Annotated in this window: 16 protein-coding genes; 3 read left to right on the forward strand and 13 right to left on the reverse strand. The window is 56.6% G+C overall.

Annotated elements, in window-relative coordinates:
* Positions 1-60: 60 nt before the first annotated feature.
* From AO242_RS26615 to murJ, 5 genes are all read right to left on the reverse strand, one after another.
* Complete coding sequence (locus AO242_RS26615) at positions 61-513, reverse strand: FKBP-type peptidyl-prolyl cis-trans isomerase (protein WP_027899716.1); 453 nt, start codon at positions 511-513, stop codon at positions 61-63.
* Positions 506-1009, reverse strand: a complete 504-nt coding sequence (lspA, locus tag AO242_RS26620; RefSeq protein WP_027899715.1) for a signal peptidase II — start codon at positions 1007-1009, stop codon at positions 506-508. Before lspA ends, AO242_RS26615 begins: the two co-directional genes overlap by 8 nt.
* Positions 1002-3833 carry an isoleucine--tRNA ligase gene (gene ileS, locus AO242_RS26625; protein ID WP_099271016.1) on the reverse strand — a complete coding sequence of 944 codons (2832 nt, stop codon included), beginning with the start codon at positions 3831-3833 and terminating at the stop codon, positions 1002-1004. The genes lspA and ileS overlap by 8 nt, the downstream gene beginning before the upstream one ends.
* A 20-nt stretch (positions 3834-3853) precedes the next feature.
* Entirely contained in the window at positions 3854-4780 is a 927-nt protein-coding gene (ribF, locus tag AO242_RS26630) for a bifunctional riboflavin kinase/FAD synthetase (protein ID WP_027899713.1), read from the reverse strand.
* Between the two features lie 132 nt (positions 4781-4912).
* Positions 4913-6451 carry a murein biosynthesis integral membrane protein MurJ gene (gene murJ, locus AO242_RS26635; protein ID WP_027899712.1) on the reverse strand — a complete coding sequence of 513 codons (1539 nt, stop codon included), beginning with the start codon at positions 6449-6451 and terminating at the stop codon, positions 4913-4915.
* 252 nt (positions 6452-6703) lie between these two features.
* Here murJ and rpsT point away from each other — a divergent pair, with 252 nt between their 5' ends.
* Complete coding sequence (gene rpsT / locus AO242_RS26645) at positions 6704-6982, forward strand: 30S ribosomal protein S20 (RefSeq protein WP_027899711.1); 279 nt, start codon at positions 6704-6706, stop codon at positions 6980-6982.
* Between the two features lie 250 nt (positions 6983-7232).
* On the opposite strand, the gene AO242_RS26650 is transcribed toward rpsT, so the two are convergent.
* From AO242_RS26650 to rplU, 5 genes are all read right to left on the reverse strand, one after another.
* Entirely contained in the window at positions 7233-7703 is a 471-nt protein-coding gene (locus AO242_RS26650; RefSeq protein ID WP_095096769.1) for a CreA family protein, read from the reverse strand.
* Between the two features lie 156 nt (positions 7704-7859).
* Positions 7860-8978 carry a glutamate 5-kinase gene (gene proB / locus AO242_RS26655; RefSeq protein WP_099271039.1) on the reverse strand — a complete coding sequence of 373 codons (1119 nt, stop codon included), beginning with the start codon at positions 8976-8978 and terminating at the stop codon, positions 7860-7862.
* 103 nt (positions 8979-9081) lie between these two features.
* Positions 9082-10305, reverse strand: a complete 1224-nt coding sequence (gene cgtA, locus AO242_RS26660) for an Obg family GTPase CgtA (protein WP_099271017.1) — start codon at positions 10303-10305, stop codon at positions 9082-9084.
* A gap of 234 nt (positions 10306-10539) precedes the next feature.
* Complete coding sequence (rpmA, locus tag AO242_RS26665) at positions 10540-10815, reverse strand: 50S ribosomal protein L27 (RefSeq protein WP_002551972.1); 276 nt, start codon at positions 10813-10815, stop codon at positions 10540-10542.
* A gap of 34 nt (positions 10816-10849) precedes the next feature.
* Positions 10850-11164: a 50S ribosomal protein L21 gene (rplU, locus tag AO242_RS26670; RefSeq protein ID WP_003230856.1), complete on the reverse strand. Its 315-nt coding sequence runs from the start codon at positions 11162-11164 to the stop codon at positions 10850-10852.
* 240 nt (positions 11165-11404) lie between these two features.
* Between rplU and AO242_RS26675 the strand changes: the two genes are divergently transcribed.
* Together AO242_RS26675 and AO242_RS26680 are read left to right on the forward strand one after the other, a co-directional pair.
* Complete coding sequence (locus AO242_RS26675) at positions 11405-12373, forward strand: polyprenyl synthetase family protein (protein ID WP_027899707.1); 969 nt, start codon at positions 11405-11407, stop codon at positions 12371-12373.
* A 300-nt stretch (positions 12374-12673) separates the two neighbouring features.
* The gene (locus AO242_RS26680) at positions 12674-12916 is read left to right on the forward strand and encodes a PA4570 family protein (RefSeq protein ID WP_099271018.1); all 243 of its coding nucleotides are present in this window, start codon (positions 12674-12676) and stop codon (positions 12914-12916) included.
* Positions 12917-12996: 80 nt separating this feature from the next.
* Here the strand turns inward: AO242_RS26680 and AO242_RS26685 are convergent, their stop codons facing one another.
* The 3 genes from AO242_RS26685 to AO242_RS26695 all read right to left on the reverse strand — a co-directional run bounded on the left by AO242_RS26685 (position 12997) and on the right by AO242_RS26695 (position 14707).
* Entirely contained in the window at positions 12997-13614 is a 618-nt protein-coding gene (locus AO242_RS26685) for an FKBP-type peptidyl-prolyl cis-trans isomerase (protein WP_099271019.1), read from the reverse strand.
* Positions 13615-13788: 174 nt separating this feature from the next.
* Positions 13789-14094, reverse strand: coding sequence for a DUF6482 family protein (locus AO242_RS26690; RefSeq protein WP_027901847.1), 306 nt, complete (start codon positions 14092-14094; stop codon positions 13789-13791).
* A 124-nt stretch (positions 14095-14218) separates the two neighbouring features.
* Positions 14219-14707 (reverse strand): TIGR00645 family protein, encoded by a 489-nt coding sequence (locus tag AO242_RS26695; RefSeq protein WP_027901846.1) that lies wholly within the window; start codon positions 14705-14707, stop codon positions 14219-14221.
* Between the last annotated feature and the right edge of the window lie 108 nt (positions 14708-14815).

The raw sequence follows: 14815 nt of genomic DNA on the forward strand, positions 1-14815 counted from the left end.
CCTCGTGTCTACGTGCGAAACAGCCCGGCCGTAGCAGGCCGGGCTCAGGTTCAAGCGTGCTTAAAGCGCCTTGACCTCGAAGATTTCCACTTCGAAGCTCAGGGTCTTGCCCGCCAGCGGGTGATTGAAGTCGATAGTCACTTGCGCGTCATCGAAAGCTTTCACCACACCCGGCAGCTCAGTATTGGCCGCATCATTGAAGATCACCAGCAAGCCTTCCGACAGCTCCATGTCCTGGAACTGCGAACGCGGGATGATCTGTACGTTTTGCGGGTTCGGCTGACCAAAGGCATTTTCCGGCAGAACCTGCACAGTGCGCTTGTCTCCAGCCTTGAAACCGAACAGCGCCGCTTCAAAACCAGGCAGCAGGTTGCCGTCACCCACCTTGAACGTGGCCGGAGCCTTGTCAAAGGTGCTGTCGACTGTTTCGCCGTTCTCCAGGCGCAAAGCAAAATGCAGAGTGACTTCCGTGTTCTGACCGATGCGTTGCTCGGTCAATAACTGTTCAGTCATTAACGGTTTCTCCGGTTTTTTTGCTCTTGAACATGTCCAGCGCCAGCATGATCGCACCAACAGTAATGGCGCTGTCAGCGATATTGAATGCCGGGAAGCCGTGCTCTTTCCAATGAACAAAAATGAAATCGATGACGTGACCGATAGCGACACGGTCGTACAAGTTGCCGAGCGCGCCGCCCAGTATCAATGCCAGAGCAATGGCCAGCCAGGTGTCATCACGCCCTAAACGTTTGAGCCAGACCACCAGCACCACACTGACCACGACGGCGATCAGGGCGAACAGCCAGCGCTGCCAGCCCGAGCTGTCGGCAAGGAAGCTGAACGCCGCGCCAGTGTTGTAAGCGAGCATCCAGCTGAAGTAGTCAGGGATGATCACGATTTGCTCGTACAACTCCAGGCGGTGCTCGAAGTAGTACTTGGTGGCCTGGTCAACGACCAGGACCAACAGGCTCAACCAGAGCCAGGCCAGACGTCCATAACCTGTATTAGGCATAGTGACGAACCTCGCCTGCGCCGCTGATATTGTCTACGCAACGGCCGCAGATTTCCGGGTGCTCAGGGTTCACACCCACGTCAGCACGGTGATGCCAGCAACGGGCGCACTTGGCATGACCGGACTTGACCACCTTGAGCTTCAGACCCGCCACTTCGGTCACTACCGCATCGGCTGGAGCATCGAGCAATGGCGCGACGCTGGCCGTGGAGGTGATCAGCACAAAGCGCAGTTCGTTGCTCAGTTTCGACAGGTCCGCGACCAGTGCGTCTTCAGCATACAGAGTCACTTCGGCCTGCAGGTTGCCGCCAATCGCCTTGGCTGCACGCAGGTTTTCCATTTCCTTGTTGACTGCGACCTTCACCGCCATGATTCGCTCCCAGTAGGCGCGGTCCAGCTCGAAGTCAGCCGGCATCTCGCTCAGCCCCTGATACCAGGTGTTGAGCATGACCGATTCGTTACGCTCGCCCGGCAGGAACTGCCACAGCTCGTCGGCAGTGAATGCCAGGATCGGCGCGATCCAGCGCACCAGCGCTTCGGAGATATGGAACAGCGCGGTCTGGCAGGAACGACGTGCAGTACTGTCAGCGGCCGTGGTGTATTGGCGGTCCTTGATGATGTCCAGATAGAAACCACCCAACTCCTGCACGCAGAAGTTGTGGATCTTGGAATACACGTTCCAGAAACGGTATTCGCCGTAATGCTCTTCCAGCTCGCGTTGCAGCAGCAAGGCACGGTCTACCGCCCAGCGATCCAGCGCCAGCATTTCTTCCGGCGGCAGGATATCGGTAGCCGGATTGAAACCGCTCAGGTTAGAGAGCAGGAAGCGGGCAGTGTTGCGGATACGGCGGTAGGCATCAGCGCTGCGTTGCAGGATCTGATCGGAAACAGCCATTTCACCAGAGTAGTCGGTCGCCGATACCCACAGACGCATGATGTCTGCGCCCAGCGAATCGTTGACCTTCTGCGGTGCCACAACGTTGTTCAGCGACTTGGACATCTTGCGACCGTTTTCGTCGACGACGAAGCCGTGGGTCAGCAATTCGCGGTACGGCGCGTGGTCGTCCAGCATGCAGCCGGTCAACAGCGACGAATGGAACCAGCCGCGGTGTTGGTCGGAACCTTCAAGGTACAGGTCGGCGCGTGGACCGGTCTCATGACCCATCGGGTGTGAACCGCGCAGCACGTGCCAATGCGTAGTACCGGAGTCGAACCAGACGTCCAGGGTGTCGGAAATCTTGTCGTACTTCGACGCTTCGTCACCCAGCAGCTCGGCGGCGTCCAGCTTGAACCAGGCTTCGATACCTTCTTTCTCGACGCGTTGGGCGACTTCTTCCATCAACTCAACGGTACGCGGGTGAAGATCACCGCTTTCCTTGTGCAGGAAGAACGGGATCGGCACGCCCCAGTTACGCTGACGCGAGATGCACCAGTCAGGACGGTTGGCGATCATCGAGTGCAGGCGCGCCTGACCCCATGCCGGAACGAACTGAGTGTCTTCGATAGCCTTTACCGCGCGCTCACGCAGGGTGTCACCGGACTCAGGCTGTTTGTCCATGCCCACGAACCATTGCGCGGTAGCGCGATAGATCAGCGGCGACTTGTGACGCCAGCAATGCATGTAGCTGTGGGTGATGGTTTCGGTATCCATCAGGCTGCCGACTTCGGCCAGCTTGTCGATGATCGCCTGGTTAGCCTTGAAGATGAACTGGCCACCGAAGAACTCCAGCGACTCGACATAGACACCGTTGCTTTGCACCGGGCTGATGATGTCATCGTTGGTCAGACCATAACTTTTGCTGATCACGAAGTCGTCGACGCCATAAGCAGGCGAGCAGTGAACGACGCCAGTGCCAGCGCCCAGCTCGACGTAATCAGCCAGATAGACTGGCGACAGGCGGTCGTAGAATGGGTGACGGAAGTTGATCAGTTCCAGCGCAGCACCGCTCGCAGTGGCGATAACCGAGCCTTCCAGTTTGTAGCGGGTCAGACAGCTTTCAACCAGCTCGGAGGCCAGCACCAGCAGCCTGTCGCCAACATCAACCAGCGCGTATTCGAACTCGGGATGAACGTTCAGCGCCTGGTTGGCCGGAATGGTCCACGGGGTGGTGGTCCAGATCACGATGGCAGCAGGTTTGCTCAACGCATTCAGACCGAATGCCTTGGCCAGCTTCTCTTCGTCAGCAATCGGGAACGCCACGTCGATGGTCGAGGATTTTTTGTCCTGATATTCGACTTCTGCTTCAGCCAGAGCCGAACCGCAGTCGAAGCACCAGTTCACGGGCTTGAGGCCCTTGAACACGAAGCCACCTTTGACCATTTCCGCCAGCGCCCGGATTTCGCCGGCTTCGTTGGTGAAGTTCATGGTCAGGTAGGGATTGCTCCAGTCGCCCAGAACACCCAGGCGAATGAACTCGGACTTTTGCCCTTCAATCTGCTCGGAAGCATAAGCGCGGCACAGCTCGCGAGTCTTGTCCGCAGACAGGTTCTTGCCGTGAGTCACTTCAACTTTGTGCTCGATCGGCAGACCGTGGCAGTCCCAACCCGGAACATAAGGCGCGTCGAAACCCGAAAGCGTTTTCGAGCGCAGGATCATGTCCTTGAGAATCTTGTTAACGGCGTGACCGATATGAATAGAGCCGTTGGCGTAAGGAGGACCGTCGTGCAGAACGAACTTCGGACGATCCTTGCCAATTTCGCGCAGCTTCTGGTACAGGCCAATGCTGTCCCAGCGCTGCAGAGTTTGCGGCTCGCGCTGGGGCAGGCCGGCCTTCATTGGGAAGGCGGTGTCCGGAAGGTTTAGCGTGGCTTTGTAGTCGGTCATTTCAGGCTCTTGATTAGCGGTTAGCCATGCCAATGGGCACGGGCGGCGGCGACGTCCGCATTGATTGCCGTCTTGAGCGCCTCCAGGGAGGCGAAACGCTGCTCATCACGCAGCTTATGGTGGAAAGCCACCGTCAAACGCCGGTCGTAAAGATCACCGGCAAAGTCCAGAAGATGTACTTCAAGGTGGGCACTGCCATCACCTGCCACGGTCGGACGCACGCCAATATTGGCGACGCCCGGCCAGGTCTTGCCATCAATGCTTGCACTGACCAGATAAACCCCGGTCAGCGGCACACGACGCCGTTTGAGCTGCACGTTGGCGGTGGGAGTGCCCAACTGCCGAGCCAGCTTCTGGCCGTGCAGAATACGTCCGGTAATCCGGAACGGTCGCCCGAGCATGCGCTCGGCCAGAGCGAAATCCGCCACGGCCAGGGCATTACGCACTTTGGTACTGCTGACGCGAACGCCATCGATTTCGACGGTCTGCGCCGCCTCAACCGTAAAACCACGGGCATCGCCCGCTTGTTGCAGGAAGTCGAAGTCTCCCATTCGGTCGCAACCGAAACGGAAATCATCGCCTACCTCAAGATGTTGTATGCCGAGCCCGTCGATCAATATCGTATCGACGAATTCTGCCGCGCTGAGCTTGCTAAAGCGCTGGTTGAACGCCAGACACAACACCCGATCAACGCCCTCGGCCTCCAGCAGCTCCAGCTTGTCACGCAAGCGTGCGAGACGGGCCGGAGCAGTAGCAGGAGCAAAGAACTCACGCGGCTGCGGCTCGAAAATCACCACACAGCTGGGCACTCCCAACTCGACCGCACGTTCACGCAAGCGAGCCAGGATAGCCTGGTGGCCCCGGTGAACACCGTCAAAGTTGCCAATGGTGGCGACGCAGCCCCGATGCTGGGGGCGCAGATTATGGAGGCCTCGAACCAGCTGCATAACGCACTTCTTGCTCATAAAGTGGCCGATTATAACCACACACAGCCCCGGACGACAGGAACACGCCAAGGCAAAACAATAGTCATCGCTCCACGACGGGAAAAACCGACGACTACCCGTTACAACTATTGCTTACAGTACTGCGCTGCGGGCGAAATCCTTGAGGCGAAAACCCAACAGCAACAGGGTCGCGAAATAAGCCACAACCCCAGCCGCCACCAGCCCGCCGAGACGAATGAAGCGCTCAAGCATCTGCCCGTCGCTCCAGGCCGGCATCACATGCATCAGACCGAGCAGCACGCCAGACATCACCCCAACCGCCAGACACAGCTTGAAGAGAAACTTTGTCCACCCCGGCTGCGGCTGAAACAGATCCTGCTTGCGCAATTGCCAGAACAACAGCATCGCGTTGATGCAAGCGCCAACGCTGATCGCCAGGGCCAGACCGGCATGCTGCAGCGGTACGATAAAAACCAGGTTAAGCAGTTGAGTGACAATAAGGGTGAAAATCGCGATTTTCACCGGGGTGCGAATATTTTGTTGGGCGTAAAACCCCGGTGCGAGCACTTTAATCACAATAATGCCCAGCAAACCCACCGAGTAAGCGATGAGCGCCCGCTGGGTCATGGCTGCATCAACCGCGTCGAATTTACCGTATTGAAACAGGGAAACGGTCAACGGCTCAGCCAGAATCCCCAGCGCGAGCGTGCACGGCAGGACCAGCACAAAACACAGGCGCAGCCCCCAGTCAAGAATCCGCGAATATTCCTGACGATCTTTGCTGGCATAGGTTTTCGACAGGATCGGCAGAAGAATCGTACCCAGCGCCACACCCAGCACACCGGACGGCAACTCCATCAAACGGTCGGCGTAGTACATCCAGGAGACTGAACCGGCGACAAGGAACGAGGCAAATATCGTATTGATAATCAGAGAAATCTGACTGACCGAGACGCCAAGGATGGCAGGCAGCATCTGCTTCATTACCCGCCACACGCCAGTGTCATGCAGATTCAGACGCGGCAGTACCAGCATGCCGATCTTTTTCAGGTGCGGCAGTTGATAGAGCAGCTGCAACAGGCCGCCGACCAGAACCGCCCAGCCCAGCGCCATTACGGGCGGGTCAAAATAAGGCGTGAGGAACAGAGCGAAGAAAATCATGCTGACGTTCAGTAGCGTTGGCACAAACGCCGGGACCGAAAAGCGGTTCCAGGTATTGAGAATCGCGCCCGCCAGCGACGACAGGGAAATCAGCAATATATAAGGAAAGGTCACGCGCAACAGATCAGTGGTCAGCGCGAATTTTTCCGGCGTATCGACAAAACCTGGTGCAGTGGCCCAAATCACCCAAGGCGCAGCGATAATCCCCAGCAGCGTGACCAACGCCAGGACCAGCGTCAGGAGCCCGGTGACATAGGCGACAAACGTGCGAGTCGCCTCCTCGCCTTGCTGGCTTTTATATTCCGCCAGAATCGGCACGAAGGCCTGAGAGAACGCACCTTCAGCGAAAATCCGGCGCAGCAGATTCGGCAATTTGAAAGCAATAAAGAAGGCATCCGTCGCCATTCCCGCGCCAAATGTGCGCGCAATAATAGTGTCTCGAACGAAGCCCAACACCCGGGAAAGCATGGTGATAGAGCTGACGGCAGCCAACGATTTGAGTAGGTTCATTGAAGAATTTAGCGCCTTGGCTAAAGGACCAGGCGATAAACCTGTCCATTTATGCGATACTCCGCGCCGCAAAAGCACAGAGGCAAAGCCGGCGAGTTTACAGGTCGCGCACCGGAAATAAATATCCCGGTCGAACATAGCGACCACTCGGCGGAACCGATCACCACCCCTTGACAATCAATCCAGTCATCGGCATGATTCGCGGCCTATTTTGTAAGCTATTCCCTAAAAAGTCTTTCGAGGAGCTCGACGGTGGCCAACACACCTTCCGCCAAAAAACGTGCAAAACAGGCTGAGAAGCGTCGCAGCCACAACGCCAGCCTGCGTTCCATGGTTCGTACCTACATCAAGAATGTAGTTAAAGCCATCGACGCAAAAGACGCTGAAAAAGCACAAGCTGCTTATGTTCTGGCCGTGCCAGTTATCGACCGTATGGCCGATAAAGGCATCATCCACAAGAACAAAGCTGCTCGTCATAAAAGCCGCCTGAACGGTCACATCAAAGACCTGAGCGTTGCTGCTGCAGCCTAAGCGATAAGCTTAAGCCGTAAAAAAAACCGACCCAAGGGTCGGTTTTTTGTTGCCTGCAATTTGTTGAATAATCGCACTTGCTCCTAACACTACACAGTCACGAGATAGACACAGGACCTGTAGGAGCGCGCTTGCCCGCGATTAGATTCTATCAACCAATGAATGCATGGGCCGCTCTGACGCAATCGCGGGCAAGCGCGCTCCTACAAGCCGCATGCCGACCAAGGACAGCGCGGTGCCAGGAACAGCATCACGGCGCGGGAGCAGGAGACCACGGCAGAATCGGAATCGCAGTCACCGCATTCTGCGGACTTCCTTCGATGATCCGGTCGCTGTACACCAGATAAACCAGCGCATTACGCTTTTTATCGAAGAAGCGCACAACCTGCATGGTTTTGAACACCAGGGAAGTGCGCTCTTTGAACACTTCATCCCCATCCTTCAACTCACCCTTGAAATGAATGGGGCCGACCTGACGACAAGCGATGGATGCCTCGGCGCGATCTTCGGCCAGACCCAGACCACCCTTCACCCCACCCGTCTTGGCGCGCGAAAGATAGCAAGTCACGCCATCGACCTTGGGATCATCAAAAGCCTCGACCACAATTCGATCATTCGGGCCAACGAGCTTGAACACCGTCGACACCTGACCAATCTCTTCCGCAGAAGCCAGCATCGGCAGCACCAGCAAAGCCCCGAGCAGTCCCTTCATTACGCGCATTACGTATTCCTTATCTTGAGATATCCGGCCAATTCACACTTGGTAGGAGCGAACTTGTTCGCGAGACGGCCTTCGCCACAACCATACAACTGCTCGCGAACAAGTTCGCTCCTACCGGAATCCCGTTTCGCCAGAACGACGATGTATCAGCTGATTTCAAACCAGAATCAGATTATCCCGATGCACCAGCTCAGGCTCGGCCATATAGCCCAGCACACGCACGATTGCCTCTGACGACTGACCAATAATTTTCTGCGCCTCAAGGGCGCTGTAGTTACTCAGCCCACGCGCAACTTCGCGACCGTCAGGCGCAACGCACACAACCATCTCGCCACGACGGAAGCTGCCCTGGACCAGCTTGACACCAACAGGCAGCAGGCTTTTGTGATCCTTGCTCAGCGCAGCCACGGCACCTTCATCCAGAACCAGAGTGCCGCGAGTCTGCAAGTGCCCCGCCAGCCACTGCTTGCGAGCTGCGAGCATTTCACGCTCAGGAGACAGCAGCGTCCCCAGACGCTCACCACCTTTAAGGCGCGCAAGCACGCGCTCAATGCGCCCACCGACAATCACCGTGTGAGCCCCCGAACGAGCCGCCAATCGTGCAGCACGCAATTTGGTCTGCATGCCACCACGACCCAGCGCACCACCCGTACCGCCCGCAACAGCATCAAGGGCCGGATCATCAGCACGCGCTTCGTAGATCAACTGCGCTTCAGGATTGTTACGCGGATCGGCATCGAACATGCCGTCGCGATCCGTAAGGATCACCAGCAAGTCGGCCTCAACCAGGTTCGCCACCAACGCCGCCAGGGTATCGTTGTCGCCAAAGCGAATTTCGTCGGTCACGACAGTGTCGTTTTCATTGATGACCGGAACGACCCCCAGATCAACCAGGGTACGCAGCGTACTGCGAGCATTCAGGTAGCGCTTGCGATCGGACAGGTCGTCATGAGTCAGCAGAATCTGCGCCGTATGGCGACCATGCTCGGCAAAGCTGGATTCCCACGCTTGAACCAGCCCCATCTGACCAATTGCAGCGGCAGCTTGCAGCTCATGCATGGCACTGGGTCGCGACGTCCAGCCCAAACGGCTCATACCGGCAGCCACAGCCCCGGAGGAAACCAGGACCAACTCAACGCCCGCCTCATGCAGCGCCACCATCTGCTCGACCCAAACACCCATCGCCGCACGATCCAGCCCCCTGCCATCCGCAGTCAGCAAGGCACTGCCAATCTTTACGACCCAGCGTCGGGCACCTGTCACTTTGCTGCGCATCATCTTCCAACCTTAGCCAGAGAATTTTGGTAGATACAAATTCAAGATATCAGATACAAAAACGCCGCTTATCTCTAAGCGGCGTCTAGTTTACTGCAGAGGATCAGTCACGGACGTAAATGATTTCCGGACCGTCTTCATCATCCTCATCTTCTTCGTCCCAATCATCTTCACCGATGTCATGCACGCTCTTCACGCCGCTACGACGCAATGCACGCTTGTCATCCAGTGCCTGCAACTGAGCACGCGCCTCATCTTCGATGCGCTGATCCAGCTCCGCCAGCTCTTCAGCATAGCCGGGCTCTTCAGCAATGCGCTGAGCACGCTCTTCGAGATAACGCATGATGTCGCGGCTAAGCTGCTCGGTGCCTTCTTTGGCAATGGCCGAGATCACGTAGACAGGACCTGTCCACTCAAGACGATCAACGATCTCCTTGACGCGAGCTTCATGCTCCTCTTCGAGAATCTGGTCGCATTTGTTCAGCACCAGCCAGCGATCACGCTCAGCCAGAGAAGGACTGAACTTGACCAGCTCGTTAACGATGACTTCCGCAGCATCCGGAGCGCTGCTCTCATCCAGCGGGGCCATATCAACGAGGTGCAGCAACAAGCGAGTACGCGCCAGGTGCTTGAGGAAGCGAATGCCGAGGCCTGCACCACCGGAAGCGCCCTCGATCAGACCTGGAATGTCCGCAACCACAAAGCTCTTCCAGCGATCGACGCTGACCACACCCAGGTTTGGCACCAGGGTAGTGAACGGATAGTCAGCGACTTTCGGCTTGGCAGCAGACACAGAGCGAATGAAGGTACTTTTGCCAGCGTTCGGCAAACCCAACAGACCCACATCAGCCAATACTTTCAACTCAAGCTTGAGGTCACGCTGGTCGCCCGGCTTGCCCGGCGTAGTCTGACGTGGCGCACGGTTGGTACTGGACTTGAATCGGGTGTTACCCAGACCGTGCCACCCACCCATTGCCACCAGCAAACGCTGACCAGCTTTAGTCAGGTCGCCGATGATCTCCTGGGTACTGGCGTCGATGACCGTAGTACCTACCGGCACACGCAACACCAACTCTTCACCCTTCTTGCCGGTGCAGTCAGCGCTGCCGCCGTTGGAACCGCGCTCAGCATCAAAGTGACGGGTGTAACGGTAGTCAACCAGGGTATTGAGGTTTTCGTCGGCGACCATGAAGATCGAGCCGCCATCACCACCATCACCGCCGTTAGGACCGCCGTTTTCGATGAATTTTTCGCGACGGAAGCTCATGCAACCGTTGCCACCGTCACCGGCCTTTACTCGAATGGATACTTCATCTACAAATTTCATAACGCACGCCTCCCGCCACAGGGACGAGCAGAACAACATAAATACATAAGACTCTTGCAAAAATGAGCGTTGCGATACCGATCAAAAACCAGTGACCTCACAGGTCAACATCACAACAGCCCGCACAAACAGTTTTGCAAGAGACTCACCAAAGCCTTTTAAAGCCTGTAGCCAACAACCTTCAAAAACGAAAAAGCCCCGTCGCGAGACAGGGCTTTTCCAGCTGCTGCATGATTACGCTGCGGAGACTTCAGTCTTCGGAACGATGCTCACGTAGCGACGACCGAAGGCGCCTTTAACCTGGAACTTGATCACGCCTTCCACTTTCGCGAACAGGGTGTGATCTTTACCCATACCAACGCCGTAGCCAGCGTGGAATTGGGTACCGCGCTGACGCACGATGATGTTGCCCGGGATAATAGCCTGGCCGCCATACATCTTCACGCCAAGGCGTTTGGCTTCTGAATCGCGACCGTTACGGGTACTACCACCAGCTTTTTTGTGTGCCATGAGTCAATTCTCCTAGTGAGGGATTAGGCTGAAATTAAGCCTGAATACCGGTGATTTTGATCTCGGTGTACCACTGGCGGTGGCCCATACGCTTCATGTGGTGCTTACGACGACGGAACTTGATGATGCGGATCTTGTCGTGACGACCTTGCGAGATCACTTCAGCTACAACGGTAGCGCCGGCAACAACAGGTGCACCGATGTTAACGTCGTCGCCGTTGGCAACCAACAGAACGCGATCGAAGGTAACGGATTCGCCAGTGGCGATTTCCAGTTTTTCGATCTTCAGGTATTCACCTGGGGCAACTTTGTACTGCTTGCCACCGGTAACGATTACTGCATAAGACATGGTATTTCTCCGAAAATCCTGCTCACCCAGCTCTTTATAAGTAGAGTATCGGCTGGCATGGCTGCCTGGGGCTGGAAAGGCCCGTTGGCAATTGCGTAAGGCAGGTGCTGCCCAGGAAAGTTAGGGTGCGCGATTGTACGCAAGGCATCAAACGGTTGCAAGAGGCGGGATGTCATACCTTGACACGCTCTGACCCGCAACCTAGCATGCGGCGCAACCCTTCTGGAGCACCCCTCGCTGATGCAACCTCAAGCCTTCTACCGCGCTGTGGCGGACGATTTTAGTGCCGTCGACGTCATTATCAAGAAGCAGCTGACGTCGCGGGTACCGTTGGTCTCGAAAATCGGCGACTACATTACCTCGGCTGGAGGCAAACGCCTGCGTCCGCTGCTGGTTCTTCTCTGTGGCAAAGCGCTTGGCCGCGAGGGCGACGACGTCCGTCTGCTGGCTGCTACCATCGAGTTCCTGCACACCGCGACACTGCTCCATGACGATGTGGTCGACATGTCGGGCATGCGCCGCGGCCGCTCCACCGCCAACGCGCTGTGGGGAAATGCGCCAAGCGTGCTGGTCGGTGACTTCCTTTATTCCCGCTCTTTCGAAATGATGGTCGAGCTGGGCTCGATGCCCGTCATGAAGATCCTCTCGAAAGCGACCCGGGTCATTGCCGAAGGCGAAGTGCTGCAGCTGTCTAAAGTGCGCGACGCAAGCACCACCGAAGAGATCTATATGGAGGTGATTCGCGGCAAGACAGCCATGCTGTTCGAGGCCTCGACTCATAGCGCCGCAGCCCTGTGCAACGCCACGGAAGAGCAAAGTGAAGCGCTGCGCACCTTTGGTGACCACCTGGGCGTCGCTTTCCAACTGGTAGACGACCTTCTCGATTACCGTGGCGACGCTGAAACCCTGGGCAAGAACGTCGGTGACGATCTGGCCGAAGGCAAGCCGACCCTGCCGTTGATCTACACCATGCGCGAAGGTACTGCCGAACAGGCTGCCCTGGTACGTCAGGCCATCCAGAAAGGTGGCCTGGAAGATCTGGAAAGCATTCGTAGCGCCGTAGAAAGCGCTGGTGCGCTGGACTACACCGCGCAGCTGGCCCGCGATTACGTCGCTCGCGCCATCAAATGCCTGGATGCCCTGCCGCCGAGTGAATACCGCGACGCACTGGTTGAACTGAGCGAGTTTGCGGTGGCCCGTACCCACTGATCGCCATGAGCTGTTAAAAAAGCCCGTCCCTGTGACGGGCTTTTTGTTGGCAAATGAAAACGTGCTGAATATCGCGATCCTGTGGGAGCTGGGCTTGCCCGCGATAAGGCTGCACGCGATCTAAAGGTGAACCGTATTCAGCCTTATCGCGGGCAAGCCCAGCTCCCACAGAACAAAATTCAATGTCCCAACCTGACCCAGATCAACCACCCGGCATTAAAATGCGAATTATTCTCAATAGAGACTTGCTATTCCACCAATAAGAATTATTCTCATTGAAACCTTTCAAGGAGAAGCAACATGACGTATTTGATCGATGCATGGCTGGACCGCCCTCACCCTTACCTGCGAATTCTGCATCGCGAAACCGGGGAAGTGTGTGCCGTGCTGGAGAAGGAAGCGCTGGATGAACTGCGCGATCAAGGGGATCTGGACGTCAACGAGCTAAGTTCAAGCGAGCCGATCGTGCTGAAAGAGTTGGTGCGCAATCTATTTCTGTTCTGCTATGCCCGAGCGTTGCGCCCGATCGCGGAATTGCACTGACATGACGCCAGCCGCTGAAACAAGAGCAGAGCGAGCCTGCAAGACTCGCCCTGCCCGTTACTGAACCGATATGAAATCGATCAGAGAACGTCGAGCAGCTCAACGTCGAATACCAGCACGCTGTGCGGCGGGATGCTGCCAACGCCCTGAGCGCCGTAAGCCAGCTCGCTCGGTACGTGCAGACGCCATTTGCTGCCAGCGTTCATCAGTTGCAGCGCTTCAGTCCAGCCAGCAATAACGCCACCTACCGGGAATTCAGCTGGCTCGCCACGCTCGTAGGAGCTGTCGAACACGGTGCCGTCAGTCAGCATGCCGTGGTAGTGAGTGCGAACCTGATCTTCACGGGTTGGCTTGGCGCCAGTACCGGTGGTCAGCACTTCAAATTGCAGTCCGGATGGCAGAGTGGTAACGCCTTCGCGCTTACCGTTTTCAGCCAGGTAAGCTAGACCAGCACCAGCAGCCTGCTCAGCCTTGACAGCGGCTTCAGCCTGCATGATTTCGCGGATCACCTTGAAGCTGGCGGACATTTCTTCTTCGCCAACACGGCTTGGCTTGCCACCGAACGCATCGGTCAGGCCAGCCAGGATCGCATCCAGGTTAACGCCCGGCGGAGGGTTGTCGCGCAGTTGGCCGCCCAACTGACGGCCAATGCCGTAGCTGACGCGAGTTTCGTCGGTGGACAAGTTGACTTCGGACATATCACTGCTCCGCTAAAGGAATGCCTGAACCAGGCACTCCGTATCAAAAGGCCGAGCAGCCTAGCACATGAAGTACCTGCATACGCCACTGTAGGAGCTGCCGAAGGCTGCGAAAGCGATATTCCTGGCACACTACTGTTCGCAGCCTTCGGCAGCTCCTACAAAAAACAAAAACTACCACTTCGAATGAAAGCTGATCGGCACTCGCAGCGCCTCGCGCTTATCCACTGGCATGCCGCACATTTCGTCGTGGACCACCGCGTGAACCAGATGAAACGGCACAGGAGTGAAGTCTTTGAGTAGCTCGCGCGCATGCTCGACCGAGCGTAACCGGACCGTCTCGCCTCGCTCGCCCCTGAGAAGCTCTACGACGCCCTGCATGCGCGCTTCAAGCAGATAAATCCCGCCCTCGATGGAAATCAGGTTCAGCTCGTCGATGCTGCCGGCATTGAGATGTACTGCCAATTCATCTTCAGTCACTTTGAACTCCTCGCTCAAGAACACGATCGCTAAACAAGGTAACGGATTTCAATCACCTGAAACGACGCCGCCCGTCCATTTTTCAATGGACGGGCGGCGATGTGAAGCAATTAGCGCAACGATGTCAGTGCTTGGTGACCTTGTCCAGGTAACCCATGGCAAATGCCGATACCACGAACGTCATGTGGATGATTACGTACCACATCAGGTACTGCGGCTCGATGTTCTTGGCGTCCATGAACACCCGCAACAGGTGAATCGAGGAAATCGCAACAATGGAGGCGGCAACTTTCATCTTCAGCGACGAAGAGTCCATGGTGCCCAGCCAGTTGAGCTTCTCTTTGCCCTCGTCGATGTCCAGTTGCGACACGAAGTTTTCGTAGCCGGAGATCATCACCATCACCAACAGGCCACCCACCAGCGCCATGTCGATAAGGGACAACAAGACCAGAATCAGGTCAGCCTCGGCCAACGCAAACACGTTGGGCAGGACGTGAAAGATCTCCTGAAAGAACTTCAGTACCAGTGCCAGCAAACCCAGAGACAGACCGAAATACAGAGGGGCCAGCAGCCAGCGCGAGGCATACATGGCATTTTCGACAAAACGTTCCATTTGAACTCACAGATGCGTGGAGATGGCGGCGAGTATACCAGCCACCCGACGATTCGCAGAATGTGACCTAAAGCCACGCATGACGGATTGAAAGTGAAGATCCGACGT

Source organism: Pseudomonas sp. ICMP 561, assembly GCF_002699985.1.
Taxonomy (GTDB): domain Bacteria; phylum Pseudomonadota; class Gammaproteobacteria; order Pseudomonadales; family Pseudomonadaceae; genus Aquipseudomonas; species Aquipseudomonas quasicaspiana.

Excerpts from the sequence above, each read along its gene's own strand:
- AO242_RS26615 (WP_027899716.1), bottom strand. The coding sequence starts at position 513 with ATGACTGAACAGTTATTGACCGAGCAACGCATCGGTCAGAACACGGAA.
- lspA (WP_027899715.1), bottom strand. The coding sequence starts at position 1,009 with ATGCCTAATACAGGTTATGGACGTCTGGCCTGGCTCTGGTTGAGCCTG.
- ileS (WP_099271016.1), bottom strand. The coding sequence starts at position 3,833 with ATGACCGACTACAAAGCCACGCTAAACCTTCCGGACACCGCCTTCCCA.
- ribF (WP_027899713.1), bottom strand. The coding sequence starts at position 4,780 with ATGCAGCTGGTTCGAGGCCTCCATAATCTGCGCCCCCAGCATCGGGGC.
- murJ (WP_027899712.1), bottom strand. The coding sequence starts at position 6,451 with ATGAACCTACTCAAATCGTTGGCTGCCGTCAGCTCTATCACCATGCTT.
- AO242_RS26650 (WP_095096769.1), bottom strand. The coding sequence starts at position 7,703 with ATGCGCGTAATGAAGGGACTGCTCGGGGCTTTGCTGGTGCTGCCGATG.
- proB (WP_099271039.1), bottom strand. The coding sequence starts at position 8,978 with ATGCGCAGCAAAGTGACAGGTGCCCGACGCTGGGTCGTAAAGATTGGC.
- cgtA (WP_099271017.1), bottom strand. The coding sequence starts at position 10,305 with ATGAAATTTGTAGATGAAGTATCCATTCGAGTAAAGGCCGGTGACGGT.
- rpmA (WP_002551972.1), bottom strand. The coding sequence starts at position 10,815 with ATGGCACACAAAAAAGCTGGTGGTAGTACCCGTAACGGTCGCGATTCA.
- rplU (WP_003230856.1), bottom strand. The coding sequence starts at position 11,164 with ATGTCTTATGCAGTAATCGTTACCGGTGGCAAGCAGTACAAAGTTGCC.
- AO242_RS26675 (WP_027899707.1), top strand. The coding sequence starts at position 11,405 with ATGCAACCTCAAGCCTTCTACCGCGCTGTGGCGGACGATTTTAGTGCC.
- AO242_RS26680 (WP_099271018.1), top strand. The coding sequence starts at position 12,674 with ATGACGTATTTGATCGATGCATGGCTGGACCGCCCTCACCCTTACCTG.
- AO242_RS26685 (WP_099271019.1), bottom strand. The coding sequence starts at position 13,614 with ATGTCCGAAGTCAACTTGTCCACCGACGAAACTCGCGTCAGCTACGGC.
- AO242_RS26695 (WP_027901846.1), bottom strand. The coding sequence starts at position 14,707 with ATGGAACGTTTTGTCGAAAATGCCATGTATGCCTCGCGCTGGCTGCTG.